Source organism: Sorangium sp. So ce296 (genome assembly GCF_051529605.1).
GTDB lineage: Bacteria > Myxococcota_A > Polyangia > Polyangiales > Polyangiaceae > Sorangium > Sorangium cellulosum_D.
The window spans coordinates 9,289,464-9,314,560 of sequence record NZ_CP150325.1 but is presented as its reverse complement, the minus strand read 5'-3'; the positions used below and the strand labels follow the sequence as shown (position 1 = coordinate 9,314,560).

At 73.9% G+C, this 25,097-nt stretch carries 15 protein-coding genes; 5 read left to right on the top strand and 10 right to left on the bottom strand.

Annotated features, from left to right (window positions below; all coding sequences use genetic code 11):
* The first annotated feature begins 216 nt into the window (after nt 1-216).
* The 4 genes from WME98_RS34485 to WME98_RS34470 all read left to right on the top strand — a co-directional run bounded on the left by WME98_RS34485 (nt 217) and on the right by WME98_RS34470 (nt 5,745).
* Entirely contained in the window at nt 217-1,302 is a 1,086-nt protein-coding gene (locus WME98_RS34485) for a PEGA domain-containing protein (protein ID WP_437945924.1), read from the top strand.
* 276 nt (nt 1,303-1,578) lie between these two features.
* Nucleotides 1,579-2,994, top strand: coding sequence for a PGRS family protein (locus tag WME98_RS34480; protein WP_437945923.1), 1,416 nt, complete (start codon nt 1,579-1,581; stop codon nt 2,992-2,994).
* A gap of 30 nt (nt 2,995-3,024) precedes the next feature.
* Nucleotides 3,025-4,071 (top strand): hypothetical protein, encoded by a 1,047-nt coding sequence (locus tag WME98_RS34475; protein WP_437945922.1) that lies wholly within the window; start codon nt 3,025-3,027, stop codon nt 4,069-4,071.
* A 75-nt stretch (nt 4,072-4,146) separates the two neighbouring features.
* Nucleotides 4,147-5,745 (top strand): PGRS family protein, encoded by a 1,599-nt coding sequence (locus WME98_RS34470; RefSeq protein ID WP_437945921.1) that lies wholly within the window; start codon nt 4,147-4,149, stop codon nt 5,743-5,745.
* Between the two features lie 348 nt (nt 5,746-6,093).
* Here WME98_RS34470 and WME98_RS34465 read toward each other — a convergent pair whose 3' ends face one another.
* The 5 genes from WME98_RS34465 to WME98_RS34445 all read right to left on the bottom strand — a co-directional run bounded on the left by WME98_RS34465 (nt 6,094) and on the right by WME98_RS34445 (nt 16,520).
* A complete protein-coding gene (locus tag WME98_RS34465; RefSeq protein WP_437945920.1) occupies nt 6,094-7,752 on the bottom strand; it encodes a protein kinase domain-containing protein in 1,659 nt (552 codons plus the stop codon).
* A 168-nt stretch (nt 7,753-7,920) separates the two neighbouring features.
* Nucleotides 7,921-9,906 carry a protein kinase domain-containing protein gene (locus WME98_RS34460; protein WP_437945919.1) on the bottom strand — a complete coding sequence of 662 codons (1,986 nt, stop codon included), beginning with the start codon at nt 9,904-9,906 and terminating at the stop codon, nt 7,921-7,923.
* A gap of 95 nt (nt 9,907-10,001) precedes the next feature.
* Nucleotides 10,002-12,161, bottom strand: coding sequence for a protein kinase domain-containing protein (locus tag WME98_RS34455; protein ID WP_437945918.1), 2,160 nt, complete (start codon nt 12,159-12,161; stop codon nt 10,002-10,004).
* 76 nt (nt 12,162-12,237) lie between these two features.
* Complete coding sequence (locus WME98_RS34450) at nt 12,238-13,785, bottom strand: protein kinase domain-containing protein (RefSeq protein WP_437945917.1); 1,548 nt, start codon at nt 13,783-13,785, stop codon at nt 12,238-12,240.
* A gap of 191 nt (nt 13,786-13,976) precedes the next feature.
* Nucleotides 13,977-16,520 carry a protein kinase domain-containing protein gene (locus WME98_RS34445; protein WP_437945916.1) on the bottom strand — a complete coding sequence of 848 codons (2,544 nt, stop codon included), beginning with the start codon at nt 16,518-16,520 and terminating at the stop codon, nt 13,977-13,979.
* Nucleotides 16,521-16,892: 372 nt separating this feature from the next.
* Between WME98_RS34445 and WME98_RS34440 the strand changes: the two genes are divergently transcribed.
* On the top strand, nt 16,893-17,234 hold the full coding sequence (locus tag WME98_RS34440; protein ID WP_061628315.1) for a cupin domain-containing protein: 342 nt from the start codon (nt 16,893-16,895) through the stop codon (nt 17,232-17,234).
* 81 nt (nt 17,235-17,315) lie between these two features.
* Here WME98_RS34440 and WME98_RS34435 read toward each other — a convergent pair whose 3' ends face one another.
* From WME98_RS34435 to WME98_RS34415, 5 genes are all read right to left on the bottom strand, one after another.
* Nucleotides 17,316-20,012, bottom strand: a complete 2,697-nt coding sequence (locus tag WME98_RS34435) for a transglycosylase SLT domain-containing protein (RefSeq protein WP_437945915.1) — start codon at nt 20,010-20,012, stop codon at nt 17,316-17,318.
* Between the two features lie 255 nt (nt 20,013-20,267).
* Entirely contained in the window at nt 20,268-21,350 is a 1,083-nt protein-coding gene (cheB, locus tag WME98_RS34430) for a chemotaxis-specific protein-glutamate methyltransferase CheB (protein WP_020734014.1), read from the bottom strand.
* A 121-nt stretch (nt 21,351-21,471) separates the two neighbouring features.
* Nucleotides 21,472-22,461, bottom strand: a complete 990-nt coding sequence (locus WME98_RS34425) for a CheR family methyltransferase (protein ID WP_437336956.1) — start codon at nt 22,459-22,461, stop codon at nt 21,472-21,474.
* Nucleotides 22,458-24,575: a HEAT repeat domain-containing protein gene (locus WME98_RS34420; RefSeq protein ID WP_437945914.1), complete on the bottom strand. Its 2,118-nt coding sequence runs from the start codon at nt 24,573-24,575 to the stop codon at nt 22,458-22,460. Before WME98_RS34420 ends, WME98_RS34425 begins: the two co-directional genes overlap by 4 nt.
* On the bottom strand, nt 24,572-25,063 hold the full coding sequence (locus WME98_RS34415) for a chemotaxis protein CheW (protein ID WP_061621309.1): 492 nt from the start codon (nt 25,061-25,063) through the stop codon (nt 24,572-24,574). Before WME98_RS34415 ends, WME98_RS34420 begins: the two co-directional genes overlap by 4 nt.
* Nucleotides 25,064-25,097 lie beyond the last annotated feature (34 nt).

The following is a 25,097-nucleotide window of genomic DNA, read 5'->3' as shown; positions in this document are numbered from 1 at the left end:
CGGATCGACCGTCCAGGCCGCCTCGCCAGCCGCGACATCAGCGCCAGCCCCGCAGCAACACGACCGGCCTGCCCAGGTGACGACGCCCGACGAGCCGCTCGATACCCGACGAGCCGCTCGATCCTTCGTCCCACCACAGCATCCCGACGCCCCGCAACCTCGTCGAGCCCGCCAAAATCCGCTACGAGCACTCCGACCCCGGGTAAGATGGTCCCCATGCGCCCCTCCCAGGTCGTCCCGCTGCTCTGCCTGCCAGGCCTGCTCGCATCCACATCGCCGGCCGACGCGCAGCCGAAGAGCAGCGCTCCGCCGACGAGCGCCCCCGCGCCGAAGGCCGCCCGCCGCCCCAGGATCCAGCGCGCGCCCAGCGACGCCATGAGCGACAAGGCGCGCAAGCTCTACATCGAGGGCGTCGCCGCGTCCGAGCAGAACCGGTGGGCCGACGCCTACGCCTCGTTCGTCGCGGCCTGGGCGCTGCAAAAGCACTACACCATCGTCGGAGGCATCGGCACGTGCGAGCTGATGCTGCAGCGGTACCGGGACGCCGCCGAGCACCTCGCGATCTACGTGCGCGAGCTCGCGGAGGACACGACCGCGACCCCGGAGGAGCGCGAGGCCGCGGCGGCAGCCTACGCGCAGGCGCGCGCGGAGGTGGGCGCAGTGGTCGTGAGCGCCAACGTGCCGGGCGCGAAGGTGCTGGTGGACGGCTCCCCCGTGGGCACGACGCCGCTCGTCGACCCGGTGTTCCTGGAGCCGGGGTCGCACACGATCGCCGTACAGCACGACGGCTATTCGCCGAAGAGCAGCGCGGTGGACGTCGCCCGAGGGAGCGAGATCCAGCGCGCCTTCGAGCTCGAGAAGCTGGTGGTGAGCGCGCCGCCGACACCGGAACCAGCTCCGCCCCCGCCCGACGTGAAGGAGCAGAGCTCGGCGCCGATCGTGGCTGGCGCCTCGGTCGCCGCGGCGGGGGTGATCGCGGGGGTCGTTTTCACAGTCGTCGCGAACGCCAAGGCGAGCAGCGTGAGAGAACAGCACACGAAGATCGGCGACCCCGTGAACTGCAACGCCACCACGAACGACGAGCAGATGCAGCAGTGCAACAGGCTGAGCACGCTGGTCGACGGCAGAGATCTGTTCAGCAACCTGGCGCTGTGGAGCTTCGTCGGCGGAGGCGCGGTCGCCGTCGGGACGCTCGGCTACTGGCTCGCCAGCCCATCGACCCCCCCCGAGAAGCGGCACGTCCGCGTCGTTCCGCTCGTGGCACCTGGTGCCGGGGGAATCGTCGCTGGCGGTGTTTTCTGAATCGAGGGACGCATGAACCGACACGCAAAGAGGGCGATGCGGCTCACCGCTCACAGCGCTTCGGCGCTGGTCATGGCGTCGCTGGTAACGGCGGTGCACGCGGCGAGCTGTGTCTATGAGACCCCATCTCCCAACTGCGAGGACCGACACGAAAACTGCTGGCATGCTGGCACGGGCGGGCAGAAACCGGATCCTACTACGGATCCTCCGGATCCTCCGGATCCTCCGGAGCCTCCCGAGCCGGAGAAGTGCGTACCTCGTGAGAAATCCGATGGGGTGAACGACATTTGCGGCGTCTTCGTATCGACACGGGGTGAAGCATCCAATGTGGCGGGGACCAAGGAGAAACCGCTCGGCTCGCTCCAGCAGGCCATCGATCTCGCAAAGGAGAATGGAACCGGGCGCGTGTACGCATGCGCCGGCGAGGAATTCAACGAAGCGGTCGTGGTGCCGGGCGGCGTGGCGATCTACGGCGGGCTCGACTGCAGCGACGGCTGGAAGTGGGTCGACGATGAGACGAAGAAGACGAATCTGACAGCGACCGAAGGAGTAGTTCCTCTTACAATGCACGGTCTGCCGGGAACCGTGCACATCGAGGATCTGCACGTCGTCGCGCAGCCCACCACGCAGCAAGACGACAAGGGTGCAGGAGTATCGTCGATCGCAGCGATTGCGCACAGCACGAGCGTGGAGCTCGTGCGGTGCGTGCTCGAGGCCGGCCCGGCCGCAGCGGGGGCGGACGGAGCGCCTCACGAAGGCGATGCCCCGCCGGGGCTGCCGGGGGTACAAGGCAATTACGCGTGTTCCGGCGCGTACGATAAGCCCGTGGCCGGCGGAAGCGCTGTGATCAACGAGTGCGGCACACCTGACGACCTCGGCGATGATTCGTCGGGCGGACGTGGTGGCGACGGCTTGCTCTTGACCGGAACCACCGGCGACGACGGAACCCCGCTCCTCACTGCCAGCGGCGACATGGAAAATCGCGGCAACGGCCATGATGGGCTCAACACCTGCACCATTGGAAGACCAGGCAGCAGCCGCGCTGAGAGCCCTCCCGGCGCGGGCGCGATAGGCACCGGTTCCATTTCCGCTGCCGGCTATGCCGGTGCCGCTGGCGGCGACGGCCGCCCTGGGGTGCCCGGACAAGGCGGAGGCGGTGGGGGGGGTGCCCGTGGTGTGGCGGAGCCGACGGCGGATCGCTATTGCCCGACCGGAAATCGACGCGGCGGCGCGAGCGGCGGCTCCGGCGGGGCCGGCGGCTGCGGTGGCCGAGGCGGCCGAGGCGGCTTGCCGGGCGGCTCCAGCATCGCGCTCATCAGCCTGGACGCCGCGCTCTCCTTCGATGACGTGATCCTCACGGTCGGCGACGGCGGCGACGGCGGCAAGGGCGGTCCCGGACAGCCGGGTGGCGAAGGAGGCGCTGGCGGTCCAGGCGGACGGATTCCGCCGATTGGGGCAGCGGGACTATACCCAGCCTGCGAGGGCGGCAAGGGCGGCACTGGTGGTACCGGCGGCAAGGGTGGCGGCGGTCAGGGCGGCCATTCCCTCGGCATCGCGTTCCGCGGCGCCCCGCCGCCCACCGACGGAATCACCGAGATCACGCTCGGCGCCCCGGGCACCGGCGGCCAAGAGAGCGCCGTCAACGGCAGCGGCGCTTCTGGGGTCGCGGAGACCACGCTGGAGTTCAACTAGACCGCCCACGCCTACCCACGCCTCGCAGCCATGACCATCCGCCGACATCTCCGCCTGGGTCTGCTCCTCGCGCTCACGCTCTCCGCCGTGCCGGCCACCGCTGTGTCCCAGCCTGCCCGGCCGGACGAGCAGGCCAAGGCCGCGGCTCGAGCCCTCGCCGACAAGGGTTGGGAGCTCTTCAATGCCGGCCGCTACGAAGAGGCGCTCGCGGCCTTCCGCGACGCCGAGGCGCAGGTCCACGCCCCGCCGTTCCTGCTCCTCGCGGCGCGCTCCTGCGAGCGGCTCGGCCGCCTGACCGAGGCCCGCGCGCTCTATCGACGCGTCGCCGACGAGCCGCTCGACACCAGCGCTTCGCGGGCGTTCCATCAGGCCCAGGCCGACGCGAAGGCCGGGCTGGCCGCCCTGGCGCCGCGCATCCCGGCCCTGGAGGTCGCTGTCGCGGGCGCAGCGCCGAGCGCGGTGGAGCTGACGCTGAACGGAGAGCGCATCGCCGTGGCGACGCCCGTGGAACGCGATCCCGGTGAATACAAGCTGGTCGCGACCGCGCCGGGCTACACCCCGGTAACGAGAATGTTCCAGTTGACGGAGGGAAAGAGAGAGCGCGTCACCATCGAGCTCTCGGATGCCTCCACCGCGGCAGCAACGGCGTCGCTCCCGGATCGCGCGCCTCCAGCAGCGGAGAGCGATGCGAGGACGATCGCGCTGATCGGCGGCGGGGCAGCTGGAGCTCTGGTGCTCGCGGGCGTCGCGTTCACGCTCGTCGCCAATGGCCATGCGAGCGACGCGACACAGCAGTGGATGAAGGTCAAGGCCATGAATGACGGTCCGGTGAACTGCTCCAGTCCCGCCGGTACAGATCAGGCGATTCAATGCCGGAAATTGAGCTCGATGGTCGACGACAAGTACCTTTTCAGCAACCTCGCGGCGTGGAGCTTCATCCTCGGGGGAGCGAGCGCGCTCGGAGCGCTCGGCTACACCTGGCTGGCTGGAGCGCCGAGCGAGCCGGAGAAGCAGATGCACCTCTCGCCGAGCGTGACGCCCGGCGGCGCGGGGGTCGTCGCTGGCGGCGTGTTCTGAGTCGAGGAAGCCATGAACCGACGAACCAAGAGGGCGATACGGCTGGCCGCACGCGGGGCTCCGACGCTGGTCGTGATGGCGATCGCAGCATCGATCCATTCATCGAGCTGCCTCGGACCAGACTGCGTCGAGCTGCATCAATGCGGAGGCGCTGCGACAGGCCCGGAGTCGCCGGAGTCGCCGGATCCGCCCGACGCGCATGATCCGCCCGAGCCGGACGAGGAGAAATGCGTGCCCCGTGAAAACCCCGATGGCGTGGACGACACCTGCGGCGTCTTCGTGTCGGCGCGCGGTGGCACATCCAATGAGGCAGGAACCAAGGCGAAACCGCTCGGCTCGCTTCAGGAGGCCGTCGATCTCGCAAAGAAGAATGGAACCCGGCGCGTGTACGCGTGCGCCGGCGACGGCGAGGACTTCATCGCAACGGTCGAGGTGCCCGGCGGCGTGGCGCTCTACGGCGGGGTCGACTGCAACGACGGCTGGAAGTGGGTCGGCGATACGAAGAAGACGATCCTGACGGCACAAAAAGGGGTGATCCCGCTGACGATGCGCGGGCTGACGGGAACCGTGCACATCGAGGATCTGCACGTCGTGGCGCAGTCGACCGCGCAGCAAGACCAGAACGGAGCAGGGCTATCGTCGATCGCGGCCCTCGCGCACAGCACGAGCGCGGAGCTCGTGCGATGCGTGCTCGAGGCCAGACACGCGGGAGCGGGGGCGGACGGCGCGCCTCACGAAGGCAATGCCCCGCCGGGGCTGCCGGGGCAACAAGGCAATTACGCGTGTGCCGGCCCGTACAATGCGCCCGTGGCCGGCGGAAGCGCTGTGATCAACGAGTGCGGCACACCTGACGACCTCGGTGATGATTCGTCGGGCGGAAGTGGTGGCGACGGCTTGCTCTTGATCGGAACCACCGGCGACAACGGAACCCCGCTCTTCACTGCCAGCGGCGACATGGAAAATCGCGGCCACGGCCATGATGGGCTCAACACCTGCACAATCGGAAGACCAGGCAGCAGCCGCGCTGAGAGCCCTCCCGGCGCGGGCGCGATAGGCACCGGTTCCATTTCCGCTGCCGGCTATGCCGGTGCCGCTGGCGGCGACGGCCGCCCTGGGGTGCCCGGACAAGGCGGAGGCGGTGGGGGGGGTGCCCGTGGTGTGGCGGAGCCGACGGCGGATCGCTATTGCCCGACCGGAAATCGACGCGGCGGCGCGAGCGGCGGCTCCGGCGGGGCCGGCGGCTGCGGTGGCCGAGGCGGCCGAGGCGGCTTGCCGGGCGGCTCCAGCATCGCGCTCATCAGCCTGGATGCCGCGCTCTCCTTCGATGACGTGATCCTCACGGTCGGCGACGGCGGCGACGGCGGCAAGGGCGGTCCCGGACAGCCGGGTGGCGAAGGAGGCGCTGGCGGTCCAGGCGGACGGATTCCGCCGATGGGGGCCGCGGGACTATTCCCAGCCTGCGAGGGCGGCAAGGGCGGCAATGGTGGTACCGGCGGCAAGGGCGGCGGCGGTCAGGGCGGCCATTCCCTCGGCATCGCGTTCCGCGGCGCTCCGCCGTCCACCGTCGGCATCACCGAGATCACGCTCGGCGCCCCGGGCACCGGCGGCCAAGAGAGCGCCGCCAACGGCAGCGGCGCTTCTGGGATCGCGGACACCACGCTGGAGTTCAACTAGCGCCCAGGTTGCGTGCGGCGCACCGTCGGTGGCTCCACCGGCGGTTCACACTGCCGCATGCACCGCGAGCTCCATACCGCCTCGCTGCTACGGCCGCTTCCGCCGCTCCGACCTCCGCTGCCATCGGCGGAAGCCGCACCTCGCCCCGTTGATGTCCGCCTTCGCTCAGGCGAAGGCGGACATCGGTCGCTCGATGTCCGCCTTCGCCCCCGCGTGGCACGGCATCGATCTTTCGATGCCCAGCATCGGTTCAACGGCGTCTCACATCGATTTTTCGATGTCGCACGTCGATTTGTAACAGTTGCCCCTTGACAAGCGCCTGGACCGCGCGCAGCACCGGGCGTTGTCTCAGAGTCCCCAGTCTCGCTGTCCAGGTACCGCCTTCTGAGGCGCCGCTGCTCCTGCCGGCTTCGACCCACCCGGGCCGGAGGGTTGCGTCCCCCCCGGACGCTTGTCCTTGGGTGTTCTCGCCTGCACCGAGGGCGCCGGCGCGGCGCTCGTCCCCGGCGAGGCTGCCGGAGCAGGCTTTCCTTCCTCGGGCGGTGCGCTCGTTCCTGCATCGCTCTCCAGCCCCTGCGCGCTCAGCGCCGGCCCGGGCAGCAGCGCCGGCTCCTCGCCTGTCGCCGCCGCAGGCGCCTCCCCTGTCGCCACCGCAGACGCCTCCCCTGTCGCCACCGCAGCCGCCGCAGCTCCAGGCGCGCTCGCCGCGACCTCCGGGGACGCCCCCGTCGCCTCCACCGGAGCCGCCGGCTCCTCCAGGGCACGCCGCAGCGCAACCCCCAGCCCCAATCCCACCACTGCGAGCCCCACGCTGCCCGCCAGCACCCAGGCCACCCGCGCGCCCCGCGATCGCGACCGCTGCGACGCCGCCACACGGATCGCATCGGTCAGCGTCCCCGGCTGCGCCTGCAGCTCATGCCCCGCGGCCGCGCCATGGCCCCCCGCCTCACCGCTCGCCCCCACCCCCGGCGCCCCAACCGCAGCGCCATACCCCGCTCCCCTCCTCCCGCCGGCGCCCGCCCCCGGCCCCCCGCCCGCGCCGCTCCCCCCCGCTCCCGCCCACGGCGCCCCCGCCGCTCCCGTCACCCCCGGCCCTCCCACCGCCGTCCACCCGAACGGGCTCGATCCTCCCACCCCCGACGACGAGAACACCGGCATCCCCGTCGCCCGCCCGAACTCCTCCACCATCTCGCGCACGCTCTGGAACCGCTGGTTCCGGTCGCGCGCCAGCGCCCGCGTGAAGAACGCGTCGAGCGCCGGCGGCAGATCCGGCGCGAGCTGCCGCGGCGTCGGGATCGGCTCCACGAGGATCCGCGTCATCACCTGCGCCAGCACCTCGCCCGGGAACGGCAGGTACCCGGTCACCATCCGGAACAGGATCACCCCCAGCGCCCAGAGATCGCTCCGCGCGTCGATGTCGCGCTCCGCACGGAGCTGCTCCGGGCTCATGTAGTGCGGCGACCCCATCACCTCGCCGGTCGTCGACGCCTCCGACACGAGCTTCGTCGCCGTCTCCTTCGCGATCCCGAAGTCGATCAGCTTGAGCATGTCCTCGTCCTCGCCGTCGACGCGCGCGAGGAACAGGTTCGCCGGCTTCAGGTCGCGGTGCACCAGCCCGGCGTCGTGGACGCTCCGCAGCGCCTTGCCGGCGTGCACCAGGAGGCGCTGCGTCTCCGGCAGTGAGAGCCGGCGCACCCGCGTGAGGCGCGCGCTGAGGTCCTCGCCGCGCAGGAGCTCCATCACGAGGTACGGCACCCCCTGCTCGAACCCGAAGTCGTGCACCTGCACGACGTGGGGGCTCCGGAGGTGCGCCGCCGCGCGCGCCTCGCGCTCGAAGCGCGCGCGGAACGCCGGCGACCCGGCGTAGGCCGTGCCCATGAACTTGACGGCGACGTGCGTGCCGAGCTGGACGTGCTGCGCCACCCACACCGAGCCCATGCCGCCCGCCGAGAGGGCGCGCTCCAGGCGGTATTTGCCGGCGATGATCGAGCCTGATTCGAGCTGCATGCGCCGGGGCGCCTCCTGCGGTGGGAGCAGCGTAACCGATCGCACGCCGGACGCGCAGGCCGAGCGCGACGGACGCAGCGAGAGGGCGCGGCGCGCGGGTCGCGCGTCGAGGCGAGCTCGAGCGCGGCGCCGTGGCGCGACGGACGCCGAGTCGACGGGCCAGGCTGCTCAGAACGGCCGGGGCGGCGGTTTCTTCTCCGCGGTGGCCGCGGCGCCAGCCGGCGATGCAGCGCGGGCTGGCGGCGGATACGGCGACGGCTCGCTGTCGTACACGGAGTCCGAGGCCGCCACCGACTTTCCAGGGACGGACGCTCGCCCAGGCGACGGCTTCCCCGCTCCCGTCGCAGTACCTGCCGTCCCCGTCGGCGCCGACGGCCTCACCTGGTCCGCTGTCCCTTCGGGTCCGGGCGAAGCGGGTGGAACCTCCCCTTGCTGCGGCGCCGCTCGCGACGGCGGCGCCGTCTGGGCTGCGCTGGCCTCCTGGGCCGCCCTGCCCTCGTGTCGCTCCTGCTCGATCGCCGCCGCCCCCTCGATCCCTGCGTCCGCGCCCTCCGCGGCTCTCCCCATCGCCGCTGGCTGCCCCGGCCCCGCGGCAGCAGGCGTCGCCGCTGCCGCAGCCGGAGCCCTCTCGCGCGGCATCGCCTCCGCCGCGCCCACGGCTGGCTCGCTCCCTCCGTCGGCGCCTGCCGGCGGGGTCGGCTTTCCCGGGCCGAGGAGCCACGTTGTCGCGACCGCGCCCGCGATCACGCCAACCACCAGCGTCACGGCCACGATCGCCGGGGCCTTCCCTCCCCTTCGCCTCGCCTTGCCGGCGGCTCCCACCTGCGCGGCGGGTTGCGCGTCCGCCACGCGCGCGCTGGCCTGCTGCGCCTGCACCGCGCGCATCCTGGCCATCGCCGCCTGATACTGCGCCTCGGCGGCCTCCCCTTGCATCACGAGCGTCCCGCGAAGCGTGACCACGGGTCCGGCTCCGGCGGCCGAGGCGGCGGCGCTCGTGCCCGGCGCGGCTGCTCCTTGCAACACCTGCCCGGCCGCCGACGCGCCCTGCGGCGCGTGCGCGCGCTGCTGCCCCGGCGCGACCTGCACCACCGACCGCGCCCCCGGCCCCGCCAGCGGCGCCGTCGTCGCGAGCTCTTCCGCGGAGGCCGCGCTCCCCTGCCCTCGCGCCGGCGCCACCACCGTCTCCTGCTCCACCGCGCTCCCCAGCGGCGGCACGGTGCGCTCCCCCGTGATGCGCAGCCCCCCGCGCTCCGCCTCCCCCGCGCCCTCCCGGAGCTCCCCCATCCCCCCGGCGGCCGGCAGGACGAACGCCGCCAGCTCCCGCGCCACCTCCTCCGCCGTCCCGAACCGCTCCTGCCGCTCCCTGCGCAGGCACCGGTCGACGATCCTCACGAGCCGCTCGTCCACGCGCCGCAGATAGCGAGACACCTTCGGGATCTCCCCCGACAGGATCTGCGACAGGAGCTGCGGCCCCTCGCCCTGGAACGGCCGCACGCCGGTGAGCATCTCGAACAGCATCACCCCGAGCGACCAGAGATCCGCCCGCGCGTCGAGGTCCTCGTCCGCGCGCAGCTGCTCCGGGCTCATGTAGAGCGGCGAGCCCACCACGTCGAGCGTCGACGTCGCGCCGCTCGCGGCCGCGAGGCTCTTCGCCACCCCGAAGTCGAGCACCTTGACCACGAAATCCCCAGCCTCGCTCGGCCGGTGCAGGAACACGTTCGCCGGCTTGAGATCGCGGTGCACGATCTGCACGGCGTGCGCCGCCCCGAGCGCGCCCGCCACGTCGCGCGCGATCCGCGCGGCCAGCGGCGCCTCCAGGCGGCGCCGCGCCTCGAGCAGCGCGGCCACGCTGTCGCCCACGAGCAGCTCCATGATGAGGCACGGCTCGCCGCTCTCGGTGCGCGCCACGTCGATCACGTCGACGATGTTCGGGTGCTGCAGCGCGCCGCAGGACTGCGCCTCGCGGAGCAGCCGCTTGCGCAGCGACGGATCGGGCCGCGCGATCACCTTGAGCGCCACCTCGCGCCCGGTGGCCTCGTTCCTCGCGGCCCACACGACGCCCATCGCGCCCTGCCCGATCTTGCGGCCGAGGCGGTACTTCCGCGCGAGCAGCATGCCCGGAAGAAGCCTGTACGCCTCGATCGGTTCCGACATATGCCCCCCGGGTCGCGCCCCAAACCCAGCGCGGGCTTACCATCGCTCCCGCGCGACCGGAATCGCGGAACCCGGGCCCTGGCCGTCGAGGCCGCTCAGGGGGCGTAAGGATCCCGCTTCCGCTCGTTCTCCCGCAGGCAGTTGGTCCGCATGAACCCGGTCTTCCCCGCGCACGGATCGACCTTGGGCCGCTTGGCGGCGGGCTGCTGCTGCGCCGTAGCCGCCGGCGCGGGCGTTTTCACGGGAGCCTTGCCCCCGGGTTGCGCGGCAGCGGCGAGCCGCAACTCAGGCGACGCCGCCGCTGGCGCCGCCTTGGCCGGCGCTGCCACCGCTGGCGCCGCCTTGACCGGCGCTGCCGCCGCAGGCGCCGCTGCCGCGCCGGCCGCCGCCGTCGCCGCTGCGGTCGGCGCGCTCGGCGCCGGTGGCGACGATGCGTCCGCTTCCGCGCCCTCCGCGTTGCTCGCCGCGCCAGCATCCGTGTTGACCTCGCTCGGCTCCGCCGCCGGAGCCTGGGGCGCGGACGCCGCCGGCGCAGCCAGCGTCTCGGCCGGTCGGGCGACGCTGCTCTCGATGCTCTCGCGCTCGCCGCCGGCCTCCATCGACGCGTCCGGCCCGCCGGACGCCTCGCTGTCACCCGTGGGCCCGCGCAGGGCGAAGAAGAGCACCGCGCCCACGAGGCCAGCGCCAAAGGCAGCCACCAGCGCCAGGATCGCGCCGGGGACCTGGATCCTCCCCGGGCGCCGCTTCGGCTCCGGCGGCGGCATCGGCGGCGGCGTCGCGCGCGCTGCCCACGGCGACGGCTGCGCTGCCGCCCGGCCCGCCTCCGGACCCGGCGCGGGCGTCGATCTCCCCGCTCTCCCCGGCTCGTCCTGACCCCACGTCGGCGAGGCGGCCGCTCCCGCGTCCGCGCCCACCATGACCTCCGGATCGAGCTTCTGGGTCAGCTCGGCGTTCCACACCGGCTCGGCCGCACCGCTCGCGCCTGGCAGCGGCGGCAACCGCGCCGGCGCCGCGCTCGCCCCCAGCGCCGCGGGCAACCCCGCCGGCACCACGCTCGACCCCAGCCCCGCCGGCGCCGCGCTCGCCCCCAGCCCCGCCGGCACCACGCTCGCCCCCAGCGCTGCGGGCAACCCCGCCGGCACCACGCTCGCCCCCAGCGCCGCGGGCAACCCCGCCGGCACCACGCTCGACCCCAGCGCCGCGGGCACTCCCGCCGGCACCGCGCTCGCCCCCAGCCCCGCCGGCCCCCCCGCGGGCGCCACGCTCGCCCCGAGCACCGGCGGCGATACCGGCGCCACGCTGGCCCGCTGCGCCGGTATTTCCGGCGCCGCAACGCCGCCTCCGCCCCCGCTCACCACGGCGGCGCCCGCGGCGCCCGCCCTCCCGCCCGACCTCGCGCCCGCGGCCGTGTACCCGTCGAGGAGCTCCGCCAGCTCCGCCGCCGACCCGATCCGCTCGTCCCGGTGGCGCGCCATGCACCGCGCGACGAGCTCCACGAGCCCCGGATCCACTCGCCGCAAGTACCTGGAAATTTTGGGGATTTCCCCGGTCAAGATCCCGGTGAAGACCGCCCTCGCGTCCCCCTGGAATGGCCGCGTGCCGGTCAGCATCTCGAACAGCACCACGCCGAGCGCCCAGATGTCGGCGCGGTGATCGACGGTCGGATCGGCCTTCACCTGCTCCGGGCTCATGTAGAGCGGCGACCCCACCGCGCCGCCGGTCGCCGTGCGGATGCCGTCGTTCGTGGCGAGGTTCTTCGCGACGCCGAAATCGAGCACCTTCACCACCGGCTCGTCCGTATCCGGCTCGCGGTGCAGGAAGATGTTCGCCGGCTTCAGATCGCGGTGGACGATGTGCGCCGCGTGCACCGCGGCGAGGCCCCGCGCCACGTCGCGCCCGATCGCCGCGGCCACGTCCGCGTCGAGCCGGCGCCTGCGCTGGAGCAGCTCCGCGAGCGTCTCTCCCGTGAGCAGCTGCATCACGAGGAACGGCTCGCCGAACTCCGTCTCGCCCATGTCGTACATGTCGATGACGTTGCCGTGCCGCAGCGCCCCGCCGTTCCGCCCCTCGCGCTGGAGCCGCCGCCGGAGCTCGGGATCCGGCCGGTGGATCAGCTTCAGCGCCACCTCGCGCGACGTGGACAGGTTGAGCGCAGCCCACACCACCCCCATGGAGCCCTCGCCGAGCCTCCTCACCAGCTTGTACTTCTCGGCGATCACCAGGCCGGCAGCGATGTGCGTGAAGGACTTGGACATCGAGCTCAACAGGGTTGTTCGGGGCGCAGCACCGGAGCGCGCAAGGTATCGTGACGTACCACGGAACGAAAGGGCGTCACCACGAGGTAACGCGCGCGCCACCGCGACCTTCGGGGGTCTCCGCCCCGGCGCGCAACAGCAGGTACCCCGCGGCCATGCCGATCCCCACGAGGACCATCGCCGCGAGCACCGCCAGGGCGATCCACACGGCCGCCGGGCGAGCAATCGCGGGCGGCGATCGCTCCGGCATGCGGAGCGTCTCGAGCGGCACGGTGCCGCCCCCCGGCGCCGGCGCCGGCGCGGGCTGCGGCGCGATGGTACCGGCAGGACGCGCCTGCGCGGCGACGAGCGCCTGCCGATGAACGTCCGCCGCCGCCGGTGAGAGCTTGATGGTCCCGTGCTCTCCCAGCAGGGAATAGCTCGACATCGGCGGCCGAGGCGCCGGCGCCGCCGGGCTCCCGTTCGCCGGAGGTGCCGGCGAGGCGCCCGCCCCTCGCGGCAGCGGCGTCGGCGACGCGCCCGCCCCTCGCGGCAGCGGCGTCGGCGACGCGCCCGCCCCTCGCGCCGACGTCGCCGGCGTCGGCGCGCCGCCGTGCCCGTGCGGGACCTGCAGAGACGCCACCGACGCCGGAAGCGGCGTCGTGGTCGCCGGCATCGGCCCGGGCGCCGCCCCGCCCCACGGCCCTCGCCCCGGCTGCTGCAGCACGTCGTACCGCAGATCCGGCGACGAGCCCGGCGACGAGGCGCTGCGCGGCCGCGGAGGCGGCGTGACGAACGGCTCGAGCGCCGCCGCCACCTCCGCCGCCGAGCGCGGCCGCCGCTCGCGATCGCGCTGGAGACACTGCGCCACGAGGGCGTCGAGCCCGGGGTCGATCTGCCAGACGATCTGGGAGACCGTGGGGATCTCGCCCTGGAGCACGTTCCTCAGGAGCTCGTGCGCCCTGCCCTGGATCGGCCGCCGGCTGGTGAGCATCTCGAACATCACCACCCCGAGCGCCCAGAGGTCCGCGCGCGTATCGAGCTCGCCCTGCGCGCGCACCTGCTCCGGGCTCATGTAGGCGGGCGAGCCGATGAGGATGCCTGTCGCGGTGCGGATCTGATCAGCCCCCGTGGGGAACTTGCTCACGCCGAAGTCGAGTATCTTGACGACGTAGTTGCTCTCGCCAGGGTCGGTGTGAAGGAAGATGTTGGACGGCTTCAGGTCCCTGTGGATGATGCCGCGCTCGTGCGCCGCGGCGAGGCCGCGCGCGATGTCGCGCGCGATGCGCGCGGCCTCGGGGACCTCCAGCTTTCGCTTGCGCTTGAGCAAGGACGAGAGCGTCTCGCCCGAGAGCAGGGGCATGACGAGGAATGGATCGCCGTCCTCGGTCTCGTCCGCATCGTAGATATCGACGATGTTCCGGTGGCTCACCGCGCCGCAAGCCCGCGCCTCCCGGAGGAGCCGGACGCGGAGCTCCGGGTCGGGCCGCACGAGCAGCTTGAGCGCGACCTCGCGCGAGGTGGCCTCGTTGTGCGCGGCCCAGACGACCCCCATGGCCCCCTCGCCGATCTGACGGAGCAGCCGGTACTTGCCGCGAACGAGCGTACCTGGGGGCGGGCCGCCAGGAGGCGAGGGAGATGGCATGGATGGGCTCGCGTTAGGGACGACGCGGGGGCAGGTCGCAGGCGCTCTTCGGGGAATTGTCGCAGGTGAGATAGCGCACGGTCAAGAACGGGGGCGCGCCGGCGCGGCCGCGGCATCCAAGAACGGGGGCGCGCCGGCGCGGCCGCGGCGTCAGCGCGGGAGACGCGGCGCGAGACCGGGGAACAGAACGCCTACTTCTTGAACCTCGCCTCGCACTTTTGCTTCTCCATGAACTTGAGACCAGCGCACGGATTCGAGGGCGGTTTGGCGGTCTGCGCCGTCCCGGTCGGAGGCGAGCTCCCCCCGGTGCGCGGCTTCGCGCTGCTCGGCGTCGCCGGCGCGGTGGCCCCCGCCGCGGCGCCCGCGCCGGTGCCCGTCGCTCCGGCGCCGACCCTCGTCGCGCTGCCAGCGCTGCCCGCGCCCGCCGCCGTCCCGGTGCCCGCCGCCGTCCCGGCGCCGGTGCCTGCCGCCGTCCCGGCCTTACCGCTCGCCGCCGGCCCGGCGCTGCTCGCCGGCCCAGCGCTGCTCGCCGGACCGGCGCTCGGCGCCGCCGTCGGCTCGGGCGGCGATGCCGTCGCGGAGCCCGCCGGCAGCCCCGCGGGCTGCTCCGGGAGCCGGTCGTCCCGCGTACGAACGCCGCCGCCCTCGGGCGGCGTCCCCTCGTCCCGTCCCGCGGTGATCTCGGGCAGCACCGCGCTCTCGGACGGCGCCGGCGCGGCGGGCGCCGGCTCCTGCGACCGCAGCGCGATCAGCATCCCCACGAGGATCAGCGACAGCGCGGCAGCCGCGATCGCCAACGTCGCGGCCGTCCGCTTGCGCTTTTGCCCGTCGCCCTGCAGCGCTGGCTCCTGGGCGCCCTGGGCCGGGTGCGCCCCGGTCTGATGGACCGACGGGTGGTTCGAGACGAGCGGGGTCGTCGACGAGCTCGCCCCCTGCTGCGGCACGCCTGTGCCGGTGGTCGCGCCCGGCCTGGAGTCGGAGGCGCTCGCGCCCGGCTCCGACGTGAGCTTCACCGCCGACTCCGGGATCCGGCTCGACGACGCGCTGGCGCTGCCGAAGGCCTGCGCGCCGGCAGCGCCGAAGCCCCCCGGCCCCGCCGTCCCCTCCGGCGTCGGCGGCGAGGCCATGCGCACGGTCATCCCCCAGGGACCGCGCTCCGGGATCGCCCCCGGCACGGGGTGCGCCGGCGCGGGCAGCGCAGCGCTCGCGTGAGACGGCCCTGACGCCGCCGACGCCACCGCCGTGGGGAGCGGCGTCAGCAGCGCAGCCGCGGGATGTCCCGCCGCCGGGTGCTGCCCCGAGCCCGCGCGCTGCCTGCCGGCGCCGGCCGCCTCCGCGCCCCCCCGCCCGAGCGGCAGGGTTGCCACGTCCTCTTCCCACAGCGCGCGCCCCGCCGACGCCGCGGCGATGTGCTGGCCCGAGCTCCCGGCGCGCCGAGGCGACGCGACCCCCGCCTGTCCCGCATCCGGGCTCGCGCTTGCCGCCTGCCCGGCGGCCGCCTGCCCAGGGCCCAGCGACGGTGGCGCGCCCGCCCCCGGCGGCTCCTGCACCGGGATCGGAGCCCGCGGCCCGCCGCCGAGCAGCGCCAGCGGCAGCGCTCCCGCGCCCGCGTCGGCGCCCCCCAGCCCGGGCTGCGTCGCCAGCCGGGGTTGCGCCACCGACCGAGGTTGCGCCACCGATCCGGGTTGCGTCGCCAGCCGAGGTTGCGCCACCGACCCGGGTTGCGCCACCGACCCGGGTTGCGCCACCGACCCGGGTTGCGCCGCGCCGGCCTCCGCCCCCTGCCAGCCGCCGTCCGTGGCCTCGCCCGGAAGCAGCCCCTGCTCCTCCGGCGACGTCTGCCGCAGCGCCGCGTCCATGCCGGCGCCGGCGCCCCGCGCCGCGTACCGATCGAGCTGCGCCGCGACCTCCGCCGCGGAGGCGATCCGGTCCGCGCGGTCCCGCCGCATGCAGCGCGCGATCAGATCGACGAGCCCCTGGTCCACCCGCCGCAGGTACTTGGACACGGTGGGGATCTCGCCGGTCAGGATCCCCATGAACACCGCCTGCGCGTCCCCCTGGAACGGCCGCATGCCGGTCAGCATCTCGAACAGCACGACGCCGAGCGCCCAGATGTCGGCGCGGTGATCGACGTTCGGCTCCGCCCGCACCTGCTCCGGGCTCATGTAGAGCGGCGACCCCACCGCGCCGCCCTGCACCGTGTGCAGGCCGTCGTTGACCGAGAGGTTCTTCGCGACGCCGAAATCGAGCACCTTCACCACCGGCTCGTCCATGTCCGGCTCGCGGTGCAGGAAGATGTTCGCCGGCTTCAGGTCGCGGTGGATGATGTGCATCGCGTGCGCCGCCGCGAGGCCGCGCGCCACGTCGCGCCCGATCGACGCCGCCACCGGCGGATCGAGCCGGCGGCGCCGCGCGAGCAGCTCGGCCACGGTCTCCCCCGTGAGCAGCTGCATCACGAGGAACGGCTCCCCGGCCTCGGTCTCGCCCATGTCGTAGATGTCGATGACGTTCCGGTGCCGCAGCGCCCCGCTGTTGCGCGCCTCGCGCTGCAGCCGCAGCCGGAACTCGGCCTCGGGGCGGTGGATCAGCTTCAGCGCCACCTCGCGGGAGGTCGCCACGTTGACCGCCGACCAGACGACGCCCATGGCCCCCTCGCCGATCTGGCGCACGAGCCGGTACTTCTTGTCGATCAGCACGCCGGAGGCGAGCAGCGTCGAGCTCTTCGGCGATGACATCAGCGACTTTCCAGCAGCGCGGCGCGCCCCGCCGTCACGGAGCACGCCCGGACGGACGCGGCCAGCGGGGCGAGGCGAGCCGCGGCGTCCCTCCGGCGCCCCCGCCCAGCGCTCGCGCCGTCCGTTCCCTCACGCGCCTGCTCCCGCGCGACGTAACATCCGATTCCCAGGTCCACGGGACGCGCCTCCTGAGCGGGGCATCTTACAGCAGTTCTCCCCGCCGCGATACGTTCTCTGCAGCGCGGGACGGACGACGAACGACCGACCAGGAAAGCGGGAGAAGCCCGATTCGCGCGTGTCAGGCTCGGACCCACGATCGCGCCCACGCTCGCTGCAAAACCCGGCGAACGACGCGAGGAAAGCGAGGCGCACATGGGCGATACAACCATCATGAAGGTCTCCTCCGGCCGCTCCCCGAGAGGCCAGATGGGCCAAAAATACCTGGCCTCCGGAATCCAGGTCTCGATGCGACTCTGGGAGCGCGAGCCGCCGGGCGACGCCAAACCGCCGACCGTGCGCGATTACGAGACCGTGGGGTTCGTCATCGAGGGGCGAGCCGAGCTGCACCTCGAGGGGCAGATGGTGCGCCTGGAGCCGGGCGACTCCTGGACGGTCCCTAAAGGCGCATCGCATTCTTACAAGATCATCGAACCGTTCACGGCGGTGGAAGCGACGAGCCCGCCGGCCAGCGTCCACGGGCGCGACGAGACCTGAGGAGGCCCACCGGCGGGGCCTGACCGCGGCGCTGGCCGTCGTGCCCGGGACGAGCTCACCCGGGCCGCCGGGCGGCGCGCCTCAGAGCGCGGTGCCGGCGCCGGCCGCGGGCTTCTCCCGGTCCTGCGCTCCCTTGGCGCGCCCTGCCGGCTTCTTCTCGTCCGCGCCGCCCGGCGCCGGCTTCTTTTCGCCCTCGGCGGTCTTCTTCTCCTCCGGCGCCGCTCCGGCCTGATCGCCCGCGCCCGCCGCCGCCCCCTCGCGCTTCGCCGGCTTCGTCTCGCCCGCCTCGGCCTTCTCGGCCCGCGCCGGCTTCGTCTCGCCCGCGCCCGCCGCCGCCCCCTCGCTCTTCGCCGGCTTCGTCTCGCCCGCCTCGGCCTTCTCGGCCCGCGCCGGCTTCGTCTCGCCCGCCTCGGCCTTCTCGGCCCGCGCCAGCTTCGTCTCGCCCGCGCCCGCCGCAGCGCCTGCCGGCGCGCTGCTCCCGTCCTTGGCGCTGCTCCCGTCCTTGGCGGCGGCCGCCTTGCGGCCCTCCTCCCCGGCGGCCGTGGCCGCGGCGGGCGCCGCCGGCTTCACCGGCTCGGCGGCCGCGGCCTTGTCGCCGTCGTCCACCGCGCCTGCCGCCTGGGCCGACGCCACGCGGACCTCGTCCTCGCGCGGCTCGCGCGGCTCGACCGGCGGCGGATCGTCCGGCAGCGAGGTCGGCACGTACACCACGAGCCGATCCCCGGGCATCAGCGGGCTCCGCCTCGAGCGCTGGTTGATCCGCTCCAGGCTGCCGACGCTGAGGCCGTAGCGGGTCGCGAGCTTGCTGAACGTGTCGCCCTCCCGCACCGCGATCTCGATGCGCTTGCGCCCCTTCAGCCCCTCGAAGTGCGCGAAGAACTCCTCCGAGCCGACCGGGAGGATGCGCGCGTCCGCCTCGTCGAGCAGGAACACCCCGTCATAGCGCTGCGACCTCGGGACGTACAGCTGGAGCGTCATCCCCTCGTGCAGCGACGCCCCGGGCGAGAGCGTGTTCCAGCGGCAGATCTCGTCGGGCGTCACCGACAGCACCGCCGCGAGATCCCGGATCGCGTCGCCCGCGACCACGCGGTAGAAGACGCGCCGGCGCCCCTCGTACGAGAAGCGCTGCGCCGGGACCACCACGACCGGCTTCGCGTCCGACGACAGCGGCGCGCCGTTCGCGAGCAGGTGCTCCGCCGCCGCCACGCCCACGCCCTCCGCCGCCGGGACGAACAGGAGCGTCCCCGGGCGCACCGGCTCGCCGGCCCGCAGGCCGTTCAGCGTCTGCAGCGTCCACCGCGTCGTCCCGCGGAACGTCGCGATGTCGTCGAGCGACTCGCCCCAGCGGACCAGGTAGCGCTCGAGCTTCGGCTCGCGCTCCAGGAGCTTCGGCATCGCCTTGGCCGCGCGCGCCCCCGCCCCCGCGGGCACCCGGACCTCCCAGCGCGCCTGCTCCTTCGCGTCCACCGGCAACGGCGGCGTGCGCTTCGCCACGAGCTGCGGGTTCAGCGCCTCGATCTCCGGCGCCCCCGCCCCGACCGCGGACGCCACCGACTGCAGCGACACCCCGGACCCGAGCGAGATCTTGTCGAACGTCACCGCCGGATCGAGCTCGACCTCGTCGCAGCCGAACACCTTCAGGTTCCGCGCCACGATCGCGATCGCGAGGATCTTCGGCACGTAGAGCGCCGTCTCGAGCGGCATCCCCGCCTCGAGCCGCGACAGCTCCCAGAAGTCGTTCGTGTTGTACTTCCGGATCGACGCGAGCAGCCCCCCGTACCCCATGTTGTAGGCCGCGAACGCGAGCTCCCAGCCGCCGAAGCGCCGCCGCAGATCCGAGAGGTACCGCGCCGCGGCGAGGGTGGAGCGCTCCGGATCCAGGCGCTCGTCGACCCATCGATCGACGGTGAGGCCGTAGATGCGCGCGCCCTCGGGCATGAACTGCCAGAGGCCGGCCGCGCCGGCCGGCGAGTGGATGGTCGGGTCGAAGCCGCTCTCGACGAGCGAGAGCCAGAGCAGGTCCTCCGGGAGCCCCTGCTCGCGGAGGACGCGGCGGATGGCGGCGCCGTAGCGGCCGCTCTTCTTGATCCAGGAGACCACGGCGGAGCGGCCGCGCGGGTCGTCCTTGTAGTACTCGAGGTAGCGCACGACCCGGCCGTCCCAGCGGACCGGGATCTCCGGCAGCTCGAGCTGCCGCAGCCAGGAGATGTCGCGGGTCTCCTCGGCCTGCGGCGGCGCCACGGACAGCCCCGAGGGCGGCAGGCCGGACGCCTCGAGGCGCGGCTCGCCCGCGCCGAGCAGGAGCGTGCCGTCGACCGGCCACACGGGCCCGGCGCTCGGGGTCGCGCCGGGGAACAGCGCCTGGTCGATCTCGCGCATCGTGCGGAGCTCGGGCGACTCGGCGACGCTCGCCCCCGCCGGCGCCGCGGTGCCCGCGATGACCCGGCGAGCGGCCTCGTCCGGCGCGCCGGGCTCCCCCGGCTTGCGCGTGATCTTTGTCGCGCCCTTCTTCGGCGCCTTCGATCGCGCCGCCGGCTTGGCCGGCGCCTTGGCGGCCACGCGCTTCGCGCCGCCCTTGCCGCTCGACGCGGCGGCGGGCCTGGCCGGCGCGGGCTTCTCCGGCGTGGCCTCCGCCGCGCCGGCCTTCTTCGCCTCCGGCCGATCCGCCTTGCCGCCGGCCGCCGCATCCCGCTTCGCCTCGACCTTGGCCGGCTCGGCCGCCGCGGCCTCCGGGGGCGCGGCGAGGCCGTCGAGAGCGACGCCCGAGAGGGCGGCCATCCAGCCAAGACAGACAAGCCTGCGTGCGGCGCGTCGGATCCGCATGTCAGCGCCCGACCTGTCTCACGATGCGCCCGAGGGGTCAACTTTGGCAGTCAGGCGGAACGGCCGCGAACCGTCCACGACACAGGGAGCTGGCGCACATCGCACCGGCGGAGGTGTGATGAAGAGAGAGATTTCAAACTACAGAGGCACAGAGGATGCGAACCGCGATGGCGGTTCTTCTGCGGATCCGGCTGACTTCCCGCAGCAGCGCTAGGAGAGCAGCGCGATGAAGTCGCCGATCGCCGTGAAGGGCAGGCTCTCGTTCACGACCCCCGCGCGCACCGCGGCCCCGGGCATGCCGTAGACCACCGCCGAGTCCTCGCTCTCGGCCACCACCGTGCCCCCGGCCGCGCGGATCGCCCGCGCGCCGTTCACCCCGTCGTCCCCCATCCCCGTCAGGATGATGCCCACCGCGCGGCTGCCGCCCACCTGCGCCACGCTCCGGAACAGCCGGTCCGCGCTCGGCACGTACCGATCGCCAGGCGCCGGCGCCCCCACCCGGATCCGGATGTCGCCGCTCAACCCGACCCCGCTGCCCGGCGTCACCGCAATCTCCATGCACATCCGTCCTGGACACACGTAAGCCTTGCGGGCCACCACCTGATCGCCGTTCTGCGCCTCGACCACCCGGAGCCCGCCCTTCCGATCGAGCCGCTCCGCGAACGTGCGGGTGAACTTGTCCGGCATGTGCTGCGCGATGAAGATCGCGCCGGGGAAGCGATCCGGGATGCGGTTGAAGATCTCCAGGAGCGCCGTGGGCCCGCCGGTCGACGAGCCGACCGCGACGAGGTGGCGCAGCGAGACCCCGAGCCGCGACGACTCCTGCACCGGGCGCTGCAGCGCAGGCTGCGACGCCCGCGCCGGAGGCGAGGCCGCCGGCATCGGCGACCGGGGCCGGAGGTAGCGCACGAGCAGGACCTTCTGGATGATCTCCTTGCGGATCTGCGCGTCCGCCGTGAACTGCCGGTCCGGCTTCGCCACGAAGTCCACGGCGCCGAGCTCGAGCGCCTTGAAGACGTTCTCCTTGTGGCTGTAACTCGAGACGATGATGACCGGCGTGGGCTGCCTCGCCATCAGGATGCGGAGGAAGGTGAAGCCATCCATGCGCGGCATCTCGAGGTCCAGCGTGATCGCGTCCGGCCTCAGCTGGGCCGCCTGACGGAGCGCGTCGTCGCCGTCTCCGGCCTTGCCCACGACCTCGATCTCGTCGCTTCCGCTCAAGATCTCGGCGATGTTGCGCCGGTTGTACGCGGAGTCGTCGACGACGAGCACGCGCAGGGGAGCGAATGTCATGAGCGCAAAACCTTCCGCCGGAGGTTCATTCTACCCCACCAGGAGCGCCATGGGACCACCCGTCGCCCGTGCAGCCTCGACTTCGTCGGCGTCTCATCCGCCACGCTCACCGTTCTCCCACTCACCGCCCGCCCGGCTCACCGCCCCCCCACTCGCCGCCCCCGCGCTCACCACCCCCCCACTCACCACCCCCCCACTCGCCGCCGCCCCGCTCGCCGCCCCCCCGCTCCGGAAAGAGCTCCGCGAGCCCGAGGCGCATCGTCGCCGCCGGCTTGCGGTACACGAGATCCTCCCGCAGGTGCACGATCTCGAAGGCGGTCGTGACGTTCAGGAGCGACTCGGAGTGGCCGAGCAAGAGGAACCCGCCCGGCGAGAGGCGCTCGTAGAAGATGTCGATCACCCGGCGCCGCGACTCCTCGTCCAGGTAGATGAGCACGTTGCGGCAGAAGATGACGTCCACCCGCCCGACCACCGCCGCGCGCGACGAGTCGAGCAGGTTGAGGTGGCCGAACTGGCACAGCGCGCGCAGCTCGTCCACCACGTGGAACCCGTCCGGCCGCTCCGTGAAGTAGCGCCGCTTCAGCTCGGGCGGCGTCACGCGGAACGACGAGGCGCCGTAGACCCCCTTGCGCGCGGCGACCACGCACCGGCGCGAGATGTCGCTGCCGAAGACGCGCACCTCGCGGCGATCCGCGGCGCCCGACTCCCGCGCCGCGATCGCGATCGAGTAGACCTCCTCGCCCGTCGAGCAGCCCGCGCTCCAGATGGACAGCCGGCCCTTGGCGCCCCCGGCCTTGACGATCATCGGCACGATCTCGGTCATGAGCGCGCGCAGCTGGTAGTCCTCGCGGAAGAAATACGTCTCGTTGACCGTGATGAGCTCGAGCGCCTCGTCGAGCTCGGCGCGCCCGCGGCTGTGGGAGCGCAGGTACTCGTGGTACTGCGCGAACGACGAGAGCCCGAGCACCACCACCCGCTCGCGGAGCCGCCGCTCCATGGACGTGCGCGCCTCGGGCCCGAACTGGAGCCCGCAGTGCTTGTTGAACAGGTCCCGCAGCCTCTGGAACTCGTCAGGCAAGAGGCGGATCTCGTCGTCCCGCCGCCGGTTCACAGCACCTTCCCCGACGGCGGCCCGCCGGACATCCCCGAGGTGGACACCGGGCCCTCGCCGCCATCGATCGAGACGGGCGCGCTCAGCCGGTCCCCGGCCTCGCCCCACGGGGGATCCGAGCGGAACGGCGCGCCCCCCTGCGCCGCCGCCGCGACGAGCTCCGGCTCCCCCGACGCCCGCACCAGCGAGAGCAGCTCGCGGGCGCGCGCCCGCTCGTCGCCCGCGCGATCCGAGAGCGACGCGTACAGCCGGCCGAGCGCGCGCGCCGCCGCGAGCCGGACCTCCCGCTCCTCGTCCGCCAGCGAGAGGCTCAGCACCTCGAGCGCCGAGACGCCCGCCGCCGCCGCGACCGCGGTCACGGCCGCGCGCCGCGCGCGCACGTCCCCGACCGACGCGACGCCCGTGAGGAACGCGATCTCCTCCTGATCCGCCGTGCCGAGCGCCTCGATCACGATCGCCGCCGCGAGGTGGGTCTCCCCCGCCTGCATCAGCCGGCGCGCGAGCGCGCGCGCCGACTCGGGGTACCGCTCCGAGAGCCCCGCGAGCGCGCTCTCCGCCGCGCGCGCGACCGGCAGCGAGATCGCGCGCGTCTGCGAGACGACGAGCGGGAAATCGTCCGCGGTCCCGATCTTCGCGAGGCCGTAGAGCGCGCTGGTCGCCACGAGCGTCGACGGGCTCTTGACCGACCTCCGCACCGCGCCGAGCAGCTCGTCGAGCGTCGGGTCGGCGGCCGGCTGCGGCGGCTGCGGCGGCTGCGCCGGCGCGCCCTCGCGCCCGCGCTGCTCCGCGATCGCCACGGCGCCGTCGATGAGCGCGGCCGTCGCGTCGTCGAGGCCCTCCCAGAGATCCGGATCGGGATCGATGTGCCGCTCGAGGTAGGCGAGCACCGCGGGCAGCGCCTCCCCGCCGAGCAGCCCGAGCGCGCGCTGCGCCGTCTCGACGAGCGCCGGCTCGATCATCGCCTGCACCGCGGCGTCGGCCGCGCCCGGCGCGCGCGCCATCGCCGCGAGCACGAGCGCCTGCGCGCGCCCGCTCACCGGATCGGCGCCGAGGCCGCGCCACGACGGGGGCTCCGCGGCGCCCGCGCCCGGCGAGGCGGCGGCGGCCTGCACGAGGCGGGCGCCCACCTCCTGCGGGGCGGCCCGCAGCGCGTCGACCGCGTGCGACGCGAGCGGCCCCTCGACGAGCCGCGCGAGCGCCCGGACGAGCTGCGCGAACGCGCCGCCGCGCGCCGTCGCGAGCGCCGCGACGAGCGCCCGCGGCGCCTCCGGGCTCTCCGCGAGCGCCGCGGCGACCAGCGCCGCCGGGCGGAGGATCGGGTCGTCGATGAGCTGCGACAGCACCCGCCACGGCACCGGGGCCTCGAGGCCGTTCAGCCCGTTCAGCGCGGTGAGCCGCACGAAGCGATCCCGATCGCCGAGCCGCTCGTACAGGATGTCCGTCACCCGCTCGCGCGCGATGAGCCCCATCCCGGCGATCGCCTCGATCGCGCTCTGGCGCAGGTTGTCGTCCTTCTCGGCGAGCGCCGCGTAGAGCGCGTCGAGCGCCGCCGGGTCGCGCGTGCGGCCGAGCGCGTCGAGCACGAGCTTGCGCTCGTCGCCCTTGAGCTCGGCGAGCGCGCCGACGAGCGCCGGCGTGGCGTCGCGGCCGCAGTAGCCGAGCACCTCGATGGCCGCGTTCCTGAGGCCCACGTCGTCGCTGGTCCGCAGCGCGTCGAGGAGCGCGCCGACGAGGACCTGCGCGGCGGACGGCCGCTCGCCCTCGGCGCCGGCCGGCGGCGCAGCGGGCCGCTCGCCCTCGGCGGCCGGCGGCGACGAGGCCTGGATCAGCCGGTGGCAGGCGTAGGTCGCCTCCTTGCGGACGCGCCAGTCGGGATCCCCGAGCGCGCGCATGAGGAGCGGCAGCGCCTCCGCGACGTCGGCCCGGCCGAGCCGCGCGGCCGCCTGGCGGCGCTCCTCGGCGTCGTCCGCGGCGAGCGCCGTGGCGATCGCCGCGATCGGCATCGGCGTGCTGCGCACGCTGGGCGAGATGGACTCGGGCTCGGTCGGCCACGGGCCCGCGTCGCTCACGCGCGGGCCCCCGTACGGGCCGAGATCGTCGAACGCGCGGCTCACGGCGCCTCCAGGAGCGCGCCCGACGCGGCGAGCGCGAGCGCGAGCTCGACGAAGCGCCCGACGTCGAGCACGAAGATCATCCGCTCGTCGTGGGTCGTCACCCCGACGATGCCGCGCAGGTCGCTGCTGCCGCCCACCGGCGGCGTCGGCCGGTAGTCGCCGCTCGTCCCGAAGACCTCGGTCACGGCGTCGACGACGAGCCCCACCGTGTGCGTCCCCACGTCGACAAGGATCCACTTGGTGCTGCGGCTCGGCTCGACCGGAGGCAGCCCGAACCGCACGCGGAGCTCGATCACCGGCACCACCTCGCCGCGGTGGTTCGCGACGCCGGCGACCTCCGGGGGCGTGTGCGGCAGCGTGGTCACCTCGAGCGGATTCACGATCTCGCGCACCCGCGTGATGTCGATCGCGTACTGCACGTCGCCGACCACAAAGCCGACGAGGCTCTTGTGCGGGTCGGGACGGCTGCGCTCTCCAGTCAACGGCATCTGAGCCTCCGAGCGCCCGGGCTCTACGAGCCGC